The 18039-nt window shown below is 61.9% G+C and carries 10 protein-coding genes; all 10 read left to right on the top strand.

The genetic code is table 11. The annotated features are described in order from the left end of the window. Window positions 1–291: 291 nt before the first annotated feature. The 10 genes from D779_RS06320 to D779_RS06270 all read left to right on the top strand — a co-directional run bounded on the left by D779_RS06320 (window position 292) and on the right by D779_RS06270 (window position 18031). The gene (locus tag D779_RS06320) at window positions 292–4521 is read left to right on the top strand and encodes a beta strand repeat-containing protein (protein WP_043751189.1); all 4230 of its coding nucleotides are present in this window, start codon (window positions 292–294) and stop codon (window positions 4519–4521) included. 115 nt (window positions 4522–4636) lie between these two features. Continuing rightward, entirely contained in the window at window positions 4637–6175 is a 1539-nt protein-coding gene (locus tag D779_RS06315) for a class I SAM-dependent methyltransferase (RefSeq protein ID WP_043751186.1), read from the top strand. A gap of 242 nt (window positions 6176–6417) precedes the next feature. Further along, window positions 6418–8598 (top strand): glycosyltransferase family 4 protein, encoded by a 2181-nt coding sequence (locus D779_RS22785; RefSeq protein WP_081763359.1) that lies wholly within the window; start codon window positions 6418–6420, stop codon window positions 8596–8598. Between the two features lie 74 nt (window positions 8599–8672). Further along, window positions 8673–9080, top strand: a complete 408-nt coding sequence (locus D779_RS22595) for a hypothetical protein (protein WP_198295676.1) — start codon at window positions 8673–8675, stop codon at window positions 9078–9080. Then, window positions 9004–9588: an O-linked N-acetylglucosamine transferase family protein gene (locus D779_RS06300; protein ID WP_043751182.1), complete on the top strand. Its 585-nt coding sequence runs from the start codon at window positions 9004–9006 to the stop codon at window positions 9586–9588. Before D779_RS22595 ends, D779_RS06300 begins: the two co-directional genes overlap by 77 nt. A 159-nt stretch (window positions 9589–9747) precedes the next feature. Continuing rightward, complete coding sequence (locus tag D779_RS21560) at window positions 9748–12171, top strand: InlB B-repeat-containing protein (RefSeq protein WP_157726336.1); 2424 nt, start codon at window positions 9748–9750, stop codon at window positions 12169–12171. Window positions 12172–12594: 423 nt separating this feature from the next. Next, window positions 12595–13623: a magnesium chelatase ATPase subunit I gene (bchI, locus tag D779_RS06285; RefSeq protein WP_043751178.1), complete on the top strand. Its 1029-nt coding sequence runs from the start codon at window positions 12595–12597 to the stop codon at window positions 13621–13623. After that, window positions 13620–15431, top strand: a complete 1812-nt coding sequence (locus D779_RS06280) for a magnesium chelatase subunit D (protein ID WP_043751176.1) — start codon at window positions 13620–13622, stop codon at window positions 15429–15431. Before bchI ends, D779_RS06280 begins: the two co-directional genes overlap by 4 nt. A 101-nt stretch (window positions 15432–15532) precedes the next feature. Next, complete coding sequence (gene bchO, locus D779_RS06275) at window positions 15533–16414, top strand: alpha/beta fold hydrolase BchO (protein ID WP_043751168.1); 882 nt, start codon at window positions 15533–15535, stop codon at window positions 16412–16414. Between the two features lie 96 nt (window positions 16415–16510). After that, window positions 16511–18031 carry a phytoene desaturase gene (locus D779_RS06270; protein ID WP_043751166.1) on the top strand — a complete coding sequence of 507 codons (1521 nt, stop codon included), beginning with the start codon at window positions 16511–16513 and terminating at the stop codon, window positions 18029–18031. Window positions 18032–18039 lie beyond the last annotated feature (8 nt).

The raw sequence follows: 18039 nt of genomic DNA, 5'->3' as shown, positions 1-18039 counted from the left end.
GATCTAAATTGTGGTAGTTACTTGTGCGTACCGTAAACGCTACAGCGGGACAGGTGTGGGTCGCCATGCCCTGTCTGGCGCAGGTATGTTCCTTTGATCTTGACCCGTTTGAGACGGCCGGCTTAGGATGCGCAAGGTGCGCTCTTAATCTTTAATAGATGCACTCTGTGCTAACATTGAGCCTGCTGAATTTCTAGGCATAGGGGCATGGCGCGGCGGGTTCCCCTGTTTGCAATGCCGCGGAAGTCGTTTTGAAGACCGATAGATACACTGTTCAGGAGACAGGACACCATGGCTTTTAATGAAGAGTATTACCTCGCGAACAACCCCGACGTCGCAATGGCCGTCAAGCAGGGTCTGATCGGCAGCGGCTGGCAGCACTATCAGCTGGTCGGCAAGGCCGAGGGGCGCTCCTTTGCCGAGCCGTCCGGCTACGGTACATTCAACGAAGAGTATTATCTGGCCAACAACCCGGACGTCGCCAAGGCGGTCGAGAGGGGTGACCTTGGTAGCGGTTGGCAGCATTACAAGGCGATGGGATTGGGCGAGGGGCGCTCGGCTCAGAAGCCGGCGGACTATGGCGACTTCAACGAGGAATATTACCTCGCGAACAATCCCGACGTGGCGGCCGTTGTCAAGCAGGGCGTTTTCGGCACGGGTTGGGAGCACTATCAGGCGTTCGGCCAGACGGAAGGTCGATCCTACGCCACGCCGCTCAACTATGGCGACTTCAATGAAGAGTGGTATCTGGCCAACAACCCGGACGTCGCCATGGCGGTCGAGAAGGGCCAGCTTGGTAGCGGTTGGCAGCATTACAAGGCGATTGGTCTGGCCGAGGGGCGTTCCTACGCCAACCCCTATGATGAAACCAGCGGCGGTAAGACCTTTACGCTCACGCCTGGCGTGGACAGCGGAGCCGCCTTCACGGGAACCGATGGCAACGATACCTACAACGCCGTGCCTTTTGTTGGGACCACCGGCACAAAAACCGATACCTTCACCGCGCTCGACGCGCTCGACGGCGGCAAGGGCGACGACACCCTGAATGTCGTCAGCGAATCTGCCGCCTACACGATACCGACGTCCGCGACGGTGAAGGACATCGAAACGGCCAACATCACGGTTGCAGGCACCTTTAGTGGGGACGTGTCCGGTTGGTCGGGCCTGACGGCCGTCAATGTAACCCAGGCTGGCGGTGCGGTCGCAGCGAAAACCAACAGCACGCCATTCGATGCTGCTGCTGCGAATGCGAACACATTGACCGCGGCTGCCGCCACCACCGATGTCACGCTGACCGACACGGCGGCGGCTGACTCGACCACGAGCGTGCAGGGCGGCAAGAATGTCAAGGTGACCCTGAACGGCGTGACGAAAGAGGGTATCCTGAATGTTGGAACGATCTCCGCCCCCACTGGGACCGTGGATGTCACCACCAACATGCTGGCCAGTCAGACGGGTACTAACACAGCTGACGCGATCAACGTCACCGGGGGCACCAGCGTCAATGTCACGGCCAACCTGACCGAGAAGGCGGGCCTTGGAAACACCGTCACGGGCGGCGATATCGCCGTGAACGGCAACGCGGCGACCGCCACGGTGACGGTCAAGCAGAGCGCCGCGGCCATTGCGGCAGATAAAGTCGAGGCGGTTACCGGTGTCGTTAAGGTGGATGCTGTGACCGCGGCTCCCGGACAGGACGGCGTCAAGGCCGTCTCCGGGGTGACGCCGCAGACGGCCAAAGCCGCGGTAGCCGGCGTGATCAACGGCAAGGTCACCGTAACCGACAGCGCGGCCGCTGGCGGTCTTGGCTCCATCAAGACCGTGACCTTGGAGAACTACGGCAAGGACAGCAAGATCGAAAGTAATGCCCTGACCGATCTGACCCTGAAGGGAACGGCCGGTACGCTGACTTTGGATCGCGACGGCTCCCTCGGGGCGAGCGATACGCTCAATCTGACGCTCGATACCCTTTCCGCCGCATCGCAGAACAATAGCGATAGCACCATCAGCGATGCCAATAACGAGATCAAGACCCTGAATGTCACGACGAAGGGTGGCAACTCGACGCTGACGGCCTTCACGGACTCAGCGTTGACCACCCTGAATGTCGCGGGCGATCACGTTCTCACGATGGGCACGGTGAACTCCTCTCTGACCAAGCTGGCCGTCAGCGGCGCGGCCGGTTTCACCGGTGACGTCTCCAGTCTCGGGGCCGCCCTGGCCTTCACCACCACCTCCAGCGGCAAGATCACCGCGACGATGGACGCGGCGACCCAGAAGTTCGCCGGTTCCACCGGTCAGACCGACATCACCATCTCGGCTGATGCCAAGGTCGCCATCTCTGGCGGTTCGGGCGGCAATGACAAGCTGGTGCTCAACAACTCGGCTGCTACCTTCAACACGGCCTCGAATGTTGCCGATGGCAAGGGCCTGACCAAGATGGTGTCCGGGTTCGAGGTGCTGGGCACGGGGGCGGCGTCGCAGGGTACGTTCGACATCAGCACGCTGCCGTCCGGTCTGAAGGCGATCAGCATGGATGGGAAGGCGGCCGGGGATATCGCCTTCACCAAGCTCGCCCCCGCGACGACGCTGGGCATCAATGCCTCGCAAGACAAGGCCGTGACCTATCAGCTGGCGGATGCCAACGGCGTGGCGAACACGGCCAATCTGACCCTCGGCGGGAGCACCAACAAGACCGGCCTGACCATCGCCGACCTGACGCTCAAGGATGCCAACGACGTCGGTCCTGGTACCCTGAACGTCACCAGCAACGCCACCACTTGGCTCCAGAAGAACACGATCACCAAGTTGACGGACAATGGCCTGTCGAATCTGGTCGTGAGCGGCAGCGCGGGTCTGGAGATCACTGGACTGGCCCAGACCGACACTCAGGCCACGAGCTTCACCATCAACAACGCCCTCACTGGGGCCGACGATGCCGTGAAGATCGGGACCCTGACCAATGCCAATCTGGGTACGCTCACCTTTACCGGTGGCGGCAATTCCAGCATCGGGTCTCTCGACGGTCTGGCGGGCAAGGTGCTGACCGTGTCCAATACGGGTACAGGTAAGGCGGCGATCGATGCAATCGCTACCTCCGGCACATCGGGTGGCACGTATGAGATCAATACGGTCAGTGTCAACGATACGCTGGCTCTTGGTGAAGCCCTCGAAGTCAACGGTGTCAAGGTACAGAATACAAGCAGCGTGACTGCGATCAGCGCTCAGAATGTCGCCATCGCGCTCTCTGGTGGTAGCGTGGCGTCAGGTTTGACGCGAACAGGGACGGCGAGCACCGATTGGACGGCGACTGTCACGACCACCGATACGATCAGCTACAAGGCAGCTACGGTTGGTGATAAGACCAACCTGACGGTGTCGGAGACTGTGGTGGCTGCTGCGACGGCTGTGGCAGCGGGATCTAAAACAGACGGCGATGGTACGAGTACCCACGAGTCGGTAACTTGGAACATGCAGGCGCTCAAGCTGGGGCAGTCTGTGACCATTGATGGCCTGACTCTGACGGCATTGAGGGATCTCTCTGCCAATGAGGTGGCCTCGGGTTTCGCTGCTATTACTGTAACCGGGGACAACTCGTCGGTAGGGAATTATGCGGAAAGTGGCTCACTTCAGACTACTGCCACATGGACCGCTGCGAGTTGGGTTAGCAACACCGGACAGCTGAATGTTAGTTCGGGGGGGCTTGCCGACGAGACCGACGTGGCGCTAACGCCGACCGTTAGCGCTCAAACGGATATCACCGATTCCACAGTGACAGAAGTCGTCAAGGGAACCGACAACGCCAGCTCGGCTCAAGCCTTGACCACCATCACCATGAACGGCGACGTGGCTTGGGGTGCGAACGACAACACGAAGGCGGCGACCGCCATCGGTGCCACGACCGGCATCACGGTGGATGGCGCGACCAACGACGCGCATGTCAACATCACCCTGAATGCGGCCGTTGCGGGTGCGACCAACACCATCAAGCTGGGTAACGCCAACAACTACATCACGGACACGACCTCGGCCGGTCATGTGGTGATCGAGGTGGGCTCCGGCGGCAATTTGATCGACATCGATCAGGGGGCGGCGTCCACCTACCTGGCGACCCTGACCCTCGGTTCGCACACCAACACCTCCGATGTCTTCAACAAGATCCTGGTGTCGCATGCGGATGGTCAGGCCACCAGCTACAGCACGGTGATCACTGGTGCGACCAAGGGCGACGTCATCGTCTTCACCGACAACAACGACATCGTCTGGGATGCCGTGACGGCCGGAGAGCAGGCCAGTATCACGGGGGCGGCCAACTTGGCGGGGGCGGTCACCCTAGCCTTCGGCACCTTGGGGACCGCGCACAGCGCAACCTCCTTCACCTATGGCACCGACACCTACCTGATCGAGAACGTAGCTGCCGATACCACCTTCAATTCTGGTACCGACAGCATCATCAAGCTGACGGGTACCGTGGTGGTCGCGGATAATGGCACTAACGCTGGTGAGGTCGTTATTGTCTAATCCTTCGGGCCTCGTCGACGTCTCCTAGACGGGCGGCCCCATCCCTGCGAAGGGGTGGGGCCTTTTTCGTCGACATCGATCGTCTTCAGGATGGATATGTTCCACAGGAGTCCACATGACTGATTGGACTGCGGGCTATGTCGCCGATATTGCATATACTTACGGTTACTACACAGAACTGAATCCTGGGCGCATCAAGCTCGCGTTGCTGAATCAAGGTCTCGTCTTCCCCGAAGTCAGTACCGCCTGTGAGCTTGGATTCGGGCAAGGCCTGTCGACAAACCTGCATGCCGCCGCGTCGACCACGCGCTGGTATGGCACCGACTTCAATCCGAGTCAGGCCGGTTTCGCCCAACAGCTCTCGGCGGTCTCGGGGGCCGGGGCCGAGCTCCATGACGCCGCTTTCGTCGACTTCGCTCAGCGCTCGGATCTCCCCGACTTCGATTTCATCGGCGTGCATGGCATCTGGAGCTGGATCTCGGACGAGAACCGTGCGGTCATCGTCGATTTCGTCCGTCGCAAGCTGAAGGTCGGGGGCATCCTCTACATCAGTTACAACACCCTGCCCGGTTGGGCGGCCTTCGCTCCGATGCGTCACCTGATGACGGAGCATGCGGAGGTGCTCGGCGCGGAAGGGCGCGGCATCGTCAGCCGCATCGACGGCGCAATCGAGTTCGCCGAAAATTTGTTGGCCACCAACCCGCTCTTTGCACGCGCCAATCCGCTGGTCGGCGAGCGTCTGCAACAGCTCAAGGGGCACAACCGTCATTACCTGGCGCACGAATATTTCAATCGCGACTGGCATCCCATGCACTTCGCCACCATGGCCGCCTGCTTGGATGAAGCGAAGGTGCAATACGCCTGCTCCGCCCACTATCTCGACCATATCGATGCGCTCAGTCTTACGTCGGAGCAGCAGGTGTTCCTCGCGGACGTTCCGGATCCGATGTTTCGCGAGACCGTGCGCGACTTCATGGTCAATCAGCAATTTCGCCGCGACTATTGGGTGAAGGGTGCGCGCAAGCTGTCCACCTTGGAGCAGGTCGAAACGCTGCGCGCACAGAGGCTCGTCTTGAAGGCCCATCGGGCGGATGTGTCGCTCAAGGTCAGCGGAGCCTTGGGCGAGGCCGACATGAGCGAAAATATCTACGCCCCCATCTTGGATCTGTTGGCCGACCACAAGCCCAGAACGCTTGGCCAGGTGGAGGCCGCCCTCAGCGAGAGGGGCATTGGATTCCAGCAGATCCTTCAGGCAGCCATTCTGCTGACAGGCACAGGCCACCTCGCTCCCGTGCAGACCGAGCAAGTCGTCAATAAGGCGAAAAAGCAAACGGAGCGGATCAACACCTATCTCTGCCACAAGGCGCGAGGAAGTAACGACATCGGTTATCTCGCCAGCCCGGTGACGGGGGGGGGCATCGGCGTCAATCGGTTTCAGCAGCTTTTTCTGCTCGCCCTCGCCGAGGGTCGGAAGCAGCCGGTCGACTGGGCGGCATTCGTTTGGCAGATTCTGGCTGCCCAGGGTCAGAAACTGATCAAGGACGGTAAGATGTTGGAGGCCACCGACGAAAATATCGCCGAGCTTACCCGTCAGGCCCAAGAGTTCGCCGACAAGAGCCTTCCGATTCTGAAGGCCTTGCAGATCCTCTCATGATGTCTTGTTCTGGGCACTATGCTTCGTTGTCCTCCTGAAGCGGGTTCGTGACGCCCGCGGATTTCCTGGTGTCGGATCGGGCGGCTTGCTGAAATCGGTGCCCGCACCCAGTGAAGTTAGTGCCCGATCCCTTGGGATGATTGGCGAGAGGTTTCTGGGACGTCGTCCAGCGAGGCGAGACGGATATCCGAATCAAATATCGCCTCGAAGCATGGTTCGCCCAAGGGGGAAGCTGTATGCCTATGCCTTTGCTGCCGGGCGAGCCCCGTGTATTGAGTCCGCGACCCGCTCAAGAGCTGACCGAGCGCTTGCTGATCCCGTTCGAGTCAGATCTGAAAAGCCTGTTTTTGGCGGTCCGAGCCCGGGTAGATCCGCTGTTGTCGTCACAACAGCCGATGAAGCTGGGGAAGCCCTATCCACTTGGACAATGTCTGGAGATCACTCTTGCTGTCGGGCGACTTATAGAGCGTATCGATGCCTCTACGCTGGATGATTCTGCGAGGTCTGGTCATGCTGCACTCGCGGCCTTTTTCGATGCGGGCGGTAGCATGCGTCGAGTATGGGGCGATCTGAGAGGTCAGTATTTTCAGAATGCCTTTCTCGTCGGGACGCTCTATGTCGATGTCGCCAACGATACGGTGGTATCCACCAAACCAAAGGTCGAGATTCTGCCGTTCGAGCGTTCTGGCCTGGTTCCGCTGGCAGACTACCGCCACTGGGCTCGGATCGCCGAACGCTATTGGCGCACGGAGGTCTGGCCCAATCACGCGGTTCCCGAGCTGGCTCCCTATTTCCCTCTTGTCACATCTTCTCTCTTCCAGGGGGCCAAGCTTCAGGTCCATGGTGAGTATCTCATGAGGATGACGCTGCGTGATGGGTTTGAACCCAGCCGGAGTGTGTTGCGTGATGCGCCCATGCCGAAGGCCCTCTTCCTGCAGATCTCACGAGCCATTCAAGGGGTTGCGGTCACTGAGGCGGTCAGCCCCGAGCAGGGCAGGGCGCTGGCGCTCGAGTATTGCGACCGTTATCGTGTCAAGGCTTGGCACCGCGATCAGGACCGGATCGAACGAATGAAGCAACTGGTCAATGAGGTCAATCTGGCCTTGGAATGGGATAGCCCGAACGCTCTTGCTGTTCCGAAAACCACTGCATCATCGACGAATATTCTGTTCATTCACCAGAATTTTCCCGGTCAGTTCAAATTCCTCGCTCCCGCACTCGTAGAACGCGGTCATACCGTCGCTGCCATGAGGATGCGGCGGACGGAAATGGCGGAATGGCAAGGCGTCAAACTCTTCTCCTATCGTCCCTTGCGCGGGACGACGCCAGGCATGCATCCCTGGGTCAGCGATTTCGAGACCAAGACGATACGGGGCGAAGCCTGTTTCCGTGCTGCCTTGCGGATGAAGGCGAATGGTTTCATTCCAGATGTCATCATTGCCCATCATGGCTGGGGCGAAAGCCTTTTCCTGAAGGATGTTTGGCCCGAGGCTCGGCTTGGTGTCTATTGTGAGTTTTTCTACCATCCTCGAGGGGCCGACGTTGGTTTCGATCCCGAGTTTCCCACCAAGGACGAGGGCGATGTCTGCCGCCTGCGGCTCAGGAACCTGAACAATCTGCTGCATTTCGAGGTAGCCGATGCCGGGATCAGTCCCACCCAATGGCAGGCGAGCACCTTTCCGGAACCATTCCGGTCCAAGATACAGGTGATGCACGATGGTATCGACACCGATGTTCTGGTGCCGAATCCGGATGTGAGCCTGACGCTGAACGGCAACATCCTGCTGACGCGACGAGACGAGGTCATCACCTTCGTCAATCGCAATCTGGAGCCTTACCGCGGCTATCATATCTTCATGCGCGCCTTGCCCGAGCTGTTGCGGCGCAGGCCGACCGCGCGTGTGCTGATCGCGGGCGGCGATGATGTGAGCTATGGGACGCGACCGGAAAACGGCAGGACCTGGAAGGAGATCTTCGCGGCCGAGGTGCGTCCGCAGATCGGCGATGCCGACTGGTCTCGGGTCCATTTCCTCGGCAACCTTCCCTATCCGCATTTCGTTGCACTGCTGCAGCTGTCGCGGGTGCACGTCTATCTGACCTATCCCTTCGTGCTCAGCTGGAGCTTGCTGGAGGCGATGAGTCTGGGATGTTCCATCGTCGCCAGCGACACGGCTCCGCTGCGCGAGGCGATCGTCCATGACGAGACTGGACTCTTGGTGGATTTCTTCGACGTGTCTGCCTTGGTCGAGAGCGTCTGTGCGCTCCTGGACGATCCGGAGCGCGCAGAGAGACTTGGGGTCAATGCGCGTGCCTTCGCCCGCAGCCACTATGATCTCAGGTCCGTCTGTCTGCCGCGCCAGCTGCAGTGGGTGGAATCGCTGGCCGCGGTGGATGCTCCTGAGGCGGTCGGGAGATCAGCTTGATACCAAGCAACCGGGCGCGGTTTCCGCAAATCGGGGCCTAGAGGATAAGATGCGGCCAATCCTTGGATTCTGAGATGACGACATGGAGAGGTTCGATCGATACCACCGCTTCTGAGCTATTGAGCCTGGCCAGGCAACATGCCCAGGCCGCGCGTTTCGACGATCTGGCCGCCATCGGCCGACGAGTCATCGAGCATCACGGCCATGATCTGGTCCTATTGCTCGATACAGGCGTGTTGCTCCTGAATTTCGGGTTTCATTCACTCGCACGTGACTGCTTCGACCGGGCGTTCCGTCTCGATCCCTCCGATCTGCGCGCTGTCGTCAACCTGGCCAATTTGGCGCGCGATCTCGGTGGCCTTCGCTCCGGAGGTGTCGCCCTCACCGCATCAGGCCGATCGAGGGGTGACATTCGGCAGCTTCAACAACACGGCCAAGCTCAACGACTCGGTGCTGGCGCTGTGGGCGCGCGTGCTGAATAGCGTATCGGACAGTCGCTTGATTCTGAAATGGCGCACATTCAACGACGACTCCTTTCGCGAGCGGGTGAGACAGGGCTTTTCCGGTTTCGGTATCGCGGTGGAGCGGGTCGAGTTGCGGGGGCCATCATTTCATGTCGATCTGCTCGAGGAATATGGCGATATCGATATCGCGCTCGATCCCTTTCCCTTCAGCGGTGGATTGACCAGCTGCGAGGCGCTCTGGATGGGCGTGCCTGTCGTCACCTGGCCTCGGTCGCGGCTGGTCAGCCGCCAGACCTTCGCCTTCCTGTCGATCATCGGGTTGCCTGAATTGGCGGCCGAGAATGCCGACGACTATGTGCGCATCGCTGCCGAGCTGGCCGGCGACCGAGACCGATTGACCAGTCTGCGACAGACGATGTGCGAGCGGATGCGGTCCTCTCCGCTGATGGATGCGCCCGGATTTACTCGACAACTGGAAGACACGATGATCGGGCTCTATCGTCGGCTGGAGGCCGAATCGCATTAGCACCGCCCTGTCCTGTGGCCGTTGCTGAGATTCTTCCGTTCGATGAGGGGTGCAGCGTTCGAGATCCGCTTGCATCGATGATGCGCCCCTGTTTCTTGCGTATGTTCGATACTGTTGCTGGAGATGGAATGTTGAAGTGAGATGTTTGCAGGAGGGAATATGTCTGCGTTGAATCGATTGATAGGTGTTTTCGGGCTCCTGGCGATTGGTGCCTGCGTCTATGCCTCTGACTCTTATATGTTATTCGACCCTTCGAGCGATGCCTCGGTTTCAGGTGCCGGCCATTCCGACGAGTTGATGCCGGCAGTACTGTCCGATGCCGTGCGTTATCGCGCGGTGGATTTGAGTGTTGGGCTTGCCGAGCCCGATGTGGTTGTCGAAGGGGATAGGCTCGAGCTGAATCTCTTCGAGAATGCTGTGTTCGAGGGGTTGATCGACCATACCAGTCTCGATAGAAACGGGGTGCGTCTCATCCGGGGGCGGTTGACGGATAGCGATTACGGCGTTTTCATGCTCTCCGTCAAGGATGGTGTCGCGCTGGGCAGTATCGAGATACCCGAGGAAGGGCGAGAGTTCGCCTTTTCCAAGGTGCGGGACGGAGAGGGTCTGCTTCTGTGGGAGGTGGATCCGGAACGCAAGGATGTCCTGGAATCCCCGGATGACGCTATCGTTCCGGATCGCGATGCCGGCAGTGATTTCGATGACGCTTCATCGTCTCGAATATCTATAGATGCAAGCGCTCGGGATTTTCAGTCGTCGAACGAGACGATCGATGTCATGATCCTCTATACCCCAGCGGCAAGGGTATGGGCGGATGCGAATGTGTCAGGGATAGAGTATGCGGTGAGTCAGGCCATGGCGAGAGCCCAGCTTGCGGCGGACGATTCGGATCTCGGAATCACCTTCAATTTGGTGTATTCGGCCGAGGTCGATTATACGGAGTCTGGTGATTCTGGCGTCGATCTGAGACGTATTACTTTTCACTCTGATTATGATCCGTGGGGTTATGAGGGCGAGCCCCGCTATATGGATGAAGTTCATGCTTGGCGAGACGCCTATGGTGCGGATTTGGTTGTTTTGCTCGAAAAGGTAGAGGACGTTGGTGGGCTGGGTTGGTTGTTGAGCAAGGCTCAGGGGTGGCCGGAACTGGGATTCCATCTTTCGCGTATTCAGCAAGTCCACTGGACATATACGATGATTCATGAGATGGGCCATAATATGGGGGCGCACCATCATAAAGAGCAACTCGCTGGGCCTGGGCCGGGTCTATATGATTATTCTGCTGGGTGGCGCTGGATTGGTGGCGATTTGGGGAAATATTGCTCGATCATGACTTATGAAAGCGGACAATATTTCTCCGATGGTGTTACTCATTCACGGGTTTCGTTATTTTCTAGTCCCCTTCTGAGCTACGAGGGGGTAACCGCCGGAGATACTCAGGACGGCGACAACAGGCTGACGTTGCTTGCCACGAAAGGTGCTGTCTCCGGCTATCGCGACAGTACCCAAAATACCTATTCACTCAGTGTGTGCTCCACTGGCCCAACCTCTGTGGCGATCTCGGGCCAGCCTGCAGCCTATGGCGGCGTAACCGACTATAGTGTATCCGGCATAGCTTCCAATACCTTGATTCGGCTACAGGCGCCTGCGCAGTCTGGCAATTATCTATTCTCAGCCTGGACTGGGTGCGATAGCTCAGTTGCTGAAGTCTGCACCTTGACGCTGTCCTCCAATAGAGAAGCGGTCGCCGTCTTTGAAGCGGCTGCGGCATATTCACTGGTCGTATCCAAGGTGGGGTCCGGGCTCATCACCAGTTCCCCAGCGGGCATCGACTGCGGCAGCGATTGCAGCGAGCGCTATACTGCCGGAACCCCGGTTACCCTGACCGCCGCTGCCGACGATGGCTATCGGTTCGATGGCTGGAGTGGTCCTTGCACTGGTTCTGGAAGCTGCACCCTGACGATGCGTCGAGATTTCACCGTGCTGGCCACCTTCACCGCAACGGCGACCTCCGCCTATTCCGAGACCTATTATCTCGCCAACAATCCGGATGTGGCCAAGGCGCTCAATCAGGGGTGGATTCCTTCCGGCTGGGCGCACTATCAAGGCTTCGGCAAGGCCGAAGGACGATCCGTATCCATGCCCGCTGGCTATGGCGATTTCAACGAGGGCTATTATCTGGCCCGCAACCCGGACGTCGCCCTGGCCATGCGGCGGGGGCATCTGGGGACGGGCTGGGAGCATTATTCAGCCGTAGGCCGTACGGAAGGCAGGTCGTATGCCGCGCCCGATGGCTATGGCGACTTCAATGAGCTGTACTACCTGTCCAATAATCCCGATGTCGCGAGAGCGGTCAGCCAAGGCCAGCTGCCTACAGGCTGGGCACATTATCAGGCGTTCGGGAGTCACGAGGGGCGTTTCTATCTGGCACCCGGCGGCTATGGGGATTTCAGCGAGGAAGGCTATCTGGCCAACAATTCCGATGTCGCCATTCTGGTTCGCCAAGGGCTGATCGGCACGGGATGGGAGCACTACGACCTGATCGGCAGGCAGGAAGGCAGGAGCTACGCGCTGCCGTATTGATGATGGGTCGGGGAAGAGCGGTCCGCTCGCTTCTCTGATCGGGCCGAGGTTGCGGAGATGGTGCCCGCCACCTCGGCCTTGTCGTTGTGAAGGTGCCGATCGGCGAGCGCCGATGCCTGGGGGCGGCATCGGTCCGTAAGTGCCGAAAATCCCAGCTTGTCGGTGCGTTAAGGCGAAATTCGCGCCTAAATGGAGCTTTAAGGCTTGACCTCGCTCGTAGATGGGCGCTAGGGTCGCTGGCTTGGTTGAATTTGCCCCGGGCTCGGTATGAATTGCGCTTGAGCCCTTGCCAGATAGCTCGCGTCCTGCGCCTTCGTGTCTCGGCCGACGGGTGCGTCCGGTCGCCTGGCCTGATTGCTGCGATCGAGCTGTCGACGTTCGAGTCACAACTTAATTCAAGTAACAAGATTAGGTTCGCCGCGTATGCCCATCCCGTTTCCGTTTTCCGCCGTCGTCGCTCAGGAAGAGATGAAGCGCTCCCTGTTGATTGCGGCCATCGACCCGTCGATCGGCGGGGTTCTTGTGTTCGGCGACCGGGGAACCGGCAAGTCCACGGCGATTCGCGGACTCGCCGCCCTGCTGCCCAAGATGCAGGCGGTCGACTGCACCTACAACTGCGATCCCGACGCCGGAGACGAGGCGCTCTGCGCCGAATGCCGCGAGAAGCGCGCCAAGGGCATGACCCTCAAGGGCCGCAAGGTGCAAGTCCCTGTCGTCGACCTTCCGCTCGGTGCCACCGAGGACCGCGTCATCGGCGCCCTCGACCTGGAGCGCGCCCTGACCAAGGGCGAGAAGGCCTTCGAGCCCGGCCTGCTGGCCCGCGCCCACCGCGGCTTCCTCTATATCGACGAGGTCAACCTGCTCGAGGACCATCTGGTCGACTCGCTGCTCGACGTGGCCGCCTCCGGCGAGAACCTGGTCGAGCGCGAGGGTCTGAGCGTGCGCCACCCGGCCCGCTTCGTGCTTGTCGGCTCCGGTAACCCGGAAGAGGGCGAGCTGCGTCCTCAGCTGCAGGACCGCTTCGGTCTCTCGGTCGAGGTCACCACTCCGACCGACCTGCCGACCCGCATGAAGGTCGTGCGTCTGCGCGACGAGTTCGAGCGCGACCGTGCCGCCTTCGTCCAGAAATGGAAGAGCAAGGACGGCAAGGTACGCCGCCTGATCGAAAAGGGTCGCGCATTGCTGCCCGAGGTCAAGGTGCCGGACAAGACGCTCGAACAGGCCGGCAAGCTCTGCATCAAGCTGGGCACCGACGGTCTGCGCGGCGAGCTGACCCTGATCCGCGCCGCGCGTGGCCTGGCCGCGCTGAAGGGCGACAAGGAGGTCACGGTCGATCATCTGAAGGAGATCGCTACCTCCGCGCTACGCCACCGTCTGCGCCGCGACCCGCTCGACGAGTCCGGATCCACCAGTCGCGTCGAGCGCGCGGTGCAGGAGCTGTTCGGCGAATGAGCAACCTCGGCGCGAATCCTGCCGCTAGCGAAGGCGGCGGCCCGGACCCGCGCCAGGCCGGTCCCTCTCCCTGGGACGACGCCGTCCTGGCCGCGGTTCTCATGACGGTCGATCCGGTCGGTACCGGTGGTGTCTGCCTGCGCTCACTGGCGGGGCCGGTGCGTGACCAGTGGCTCACCATCATGCGCGACCTGCAGCCCGAGGGCTCGCCCCTGAAGCGCGTCCCGCTGCACGTGACCGACGGGCGTCTGCTCGGCGGTCTGGATCTGGCCGCCACCCTCAATGCCGGCCGTCCGATCGCCGAGCGCGGTCTGCTGGTCGAGGCCGATGGCGGCGTGGTCGAGCTGGCGATGGCCGAGCGCATCGCGCCCGGCACGGCCGCGCGGCTCAGCATGGCCTTCGACTCGGGCGAGGTGGTGCTGGAGCGTGACGGTCTGGCCATGCGCACCCCGTCCAACTTCGCCATCGTCGCCCTGGACGAGGGCGTCGGCGAGGACGAGGGGCTGCTCAACGCATTGCTCGACCGGCTCGCCTTCCATCTGGAGCTCACCTACGTGCGCGTCCACGAGGCGATCGCCTGCGACTACGAGGTCGAGGAGATCGTCGCCGCCCGCGCGCGTCTGCCCGAGGTCACCATCACCGACGATCAGGTCGAGTCCCTGTGCGGCATCGCCCTGGCGCTCGGCATCCCCTCGCTGCGGGCCTCCATCTTCGCCTGTGCCGCCGCGCGTGCCCATGCCGCGCTGGAGGAGCGTACCGAGGTGACCGAGGCGGACCTGGCCGTCGCCGGTCGGCTGGTGCTGGCGCCGCGCGCGACCCAGCTGCCGCCGATGGAGCCGCCGGACGATGAGCCTCCGCCGCCCGAGCCGGAGGAGCCGCAGGAGCCAGAGGAGAATCAGTCCAACGAGCAGCAGGAGCCCCAGGAGCTCGACGACAAGATCCTGGAGGCGACCAAGGCCGCCATCCCGGCCGGTCTCCTGGCCCAGCTGCAGATGGGCAAGCTGCAGCGCTCGCGCGCACGGGCCAGCGGCAAGGCCGGGGCGGTGCAGAATGCGCCCTCGCGCGGCCGTCCGGCCGGCGTGCTGCGCGGCGAGCCGCGTCACGGCCAGCGGATGAACGTGGTCGAGACCCTGCGCGCCGCAGCCCCCTGGCAGCGTCTGCGCCGCGAGGAGCGGGCGCGGGTCGGTCGCGAGTCCTCCCGCATCGAGGTGCGTCAGGACGACTTCCGCATCACCCGCTTCAAGCACAAGTCCGAGACCACGACCATCTTCGTCGTCGACGCCTCCGGCTCCTCGGCGCTGCACCGTCTGGCCGAGGCCAAGGGCGCGGTCGAGCTGCTGCTGGCCGACTGCTACGTGCGCCGCGACAAGGTCGCCCTGGTCGCCTTTCGCGGCAAGGCCGCCGAGGTGCTGCTGCCACCGACCCGCTCCCTGGTGCGCGCCAAGCGGAGTTTGGCCGGTCTGCCGGGCGGCGGTGGTACGCCGCTGGCCTCGGGAATCGACCTGGGTATGATGCTGGCCGACTCGGTCCAGCGCCGAGGCGGGACGCCCGTGCTCATCGTCATGACCGACGGCCGGGCCAACGTGGCCCGCGACGGCACCGGCGGCCGTGCCCGTGCCGGCGAGGAGGCGACGGCGGCGGCGCGCGTGGTGCGCTCGCTCGAGATCACCTCCCTGGTGATCGACACCTCGCCACGGCCTCAGCAGCAGGGCAAGGATCTGGCGGCGGAGATGGGGGCGGTCTACCTGCCGCTTCCGCATGCCGACGCCACCTCGCTCAACCAGGCGGTGCGCGCGACGTCGCGCTAGTGGATATGAGGCTGTCGATGTGGTCGTCGGTACGTATGCATGGGCACCGACGGCCATATCGATGACAGGAACAGGGTTTCTCCAGGCAGCGGCCGAACTGAATGGATGACAGACTCGACTGGAATCGCGATGGCCGAGACTGGCCGAACCGGAACTGCAGCCGCTTCGTCTCCGCGGGCGGGCTGAACTGGCACGTCCAGCGGATGGGGCAGGGCCCGGTCCTGCTCATGCTGCATGGGACCGGGGCCTCGACCCATTCCTGGCGCGACTTCGCGCCGGTGCTCGCCGAGCATTTCACCCTGATCGCGCCCGACATGCCGGGGCACGCCTTCACGGATTCGCCACCCTACGACCGCATGTCGCTGCCCGGCATGGCCGGATTCGTGGGGGCTCTGGTACGCGAACTGGGCGTGACGCCCGATCTGGTGCTCGGACACTCGGCCGGGGCCGCCATCCTCATCCAGGCCTGTCTGGACGGCTGGATCGCCCCGCGTGCCCTCATCAGTCTCAATGGTGCGCTGCTGCCCTGGCGCGGCGTGCCCGGTCGCGTCTTCTCGCCGGCGGCCAAGCTGTTCGCCCGCAACGCACTGGCCTCGCACTATTTCTCCTGGCGGGCCAGGAGCCGGGGCATGATCCAGCGTCTGGTCGACAGCACCGGTTCCAAGCTCGATCCGCTCGGAGTCGATTTCTATCAGCGCCTGATCCGCTCGCCGGCGCACGTGCGCTCCTCGCTCTCCATGATGGCCAACTGGGATCTGGGGCTGATCGAGCAGGGCCTGCCCCGGCTCGAGACGCCCCTGTATCTGGTCGTCGGCGAGGAGGACTCGACCGTCTCGCCACGCGAGGCGCGCCGGGTACGCCAGCACTATCATCCCGAGGCGGAACTGATCGGTCTGCCCGGTCTCGGCCATCTGGCGCACGAGGAACGTCCGCGCGAGGTCGCCGAGGTCGTGCGTCGGATCGCCGCCCAGTACGGGCTCTGAGGAGAAGCTGATTTCTTGACGGTCGTCAGGGGGCCGTTCGGTCGGCCTCCTGCTATACTGTCAAGCTATATTGACAGTAAAGCGAGTAATACGAACTTGACAGTTGCGGCTCCACAGGTTCCTGGTAGCGCGAAAAAGCCCCATGCGCTCGTCATCGGCAGTGGCATCGGCGGTCTGGCGGCGGCGATTCGGCTCGGCGCGCGCGGCTATCGGGTCACGATTCTCGAAAAGCTGGACGCTCCGGGCGGGCGTGCCTACGTGCATCGGCGGGATGGCTTCAGCTTCGACGCGGGACCGACCATCATCACCGCGCCCTTCCTGCTCGAAGAGCTGTGGAACATGTGCGGTCGGCGCTTCGAGGACGATATCGATCTGCGTCTCATGGATCCCTTCTACCGGATCCGTTTCGACGACGGGCGCATCTTCGACTACAGCGGCGACGCCGACAAGGTGAAGGCCCAGATCGCCGAGTATTCGCCGGCCGACGTCGATGGCTACGATCGCTTCATGAAGATGAGCGAGCGGGTGTTCAAGGTCGGGTTCGAGGGGCTGGCCCACAAGCCCTTCACCCATGTGACCGACATGGCCAAGATCGCCCCCCAGATGGCCATACTGCAGAGCTACCGTACCGTCTACGGCATGGTGTCCTCCTACATCAAGGACCCCTTCATCCGTCAGGTGCTCTCCTTCCATCCGCTGCTGATCGGCGGCAATCCGTTCACCGTCACCTCCATCTATGTGCTCATCTCCTTCCTGGAGCGCAAATGGGGCGTGCATTCGGCGATGGGTGGCACCGGTGCCATCGTCAACGGCCTGGTGAGTCTGGTCGAGGGGCAGGGTACCGAGATCCGTTACAAGTCCGAGGTCGAGCGCATCCTGGTCGAGAAGGGTCGCGCCGCTGGCGTGCGTCTGACCTCGGGCGAAGAGATCCAGTCCGACATCGTCGTCTCGGACGTGGATCCGGCGACCACCTACGGCAAGATGCTGGCCGAGCATCCGCGCCGCACCTGGACCGACCGCAAGATCGACCGCTCCGCCTTTTCTACCGGGCTCTTCGTCTGGTATTTCGGCACCAAGCGCCAGTACCCGGACGTCAAGCATCACACCATCCTGCTCGGGCCGCGTTACAAGGGGTTGATCCAGGATATCTTCAAGCACAAGAAGCTCGCCGAGGACTTCAGTCTCTATCTGTACCGTCCGACGGCGACCGACCCGAGCCTGGCGCCCGAGGGTTGCGATACCTTCTACGCCTTGTCTCCGGTTCCGCATCTGGAAAGCGGCACCGATTGGGAAGCCCAGGCCGAGCCGTACCGCGCCAGGATCGCCCGTTACCTCAGCGAGACGGTTCTCCCCGGATTGGAGGATCAGATCGCGACCTCGCTGGTGACCACGCCCCTGGACTTCAAGCTGCGCTTGAATTCGCATCTGGGCGCCGGTTTCAGCTTCGAGCCCATCTTGCTCCAGAGTGCCTGGTTCCGGCCGCACAACAAGAGCGAAGAGGTGGATGGTCTTTATCTGGTCGGTGCGGGGACGCATCCCGGGGCAGGTGTGCCCGGTGTCATCTCCTCCGCACGGGTTCTCGACACGGTGGTTCCCGATGCCTCAACCTTTGCCTGAGCAGAACG

Origin of the sequence: Imhoffiella purpurea (genome assembly GCF_000585215.1) — a bacterium.
Lineage (GTDB): Bacteria > Pseudomonadota > Gammaproteobacteria > Chromatiales > Chromatiaceae > Imhoffiella > Imhoffiella purpurea.
This window is presented reverse-complemented; position numbering and strand designations above follow the sequence as displayed.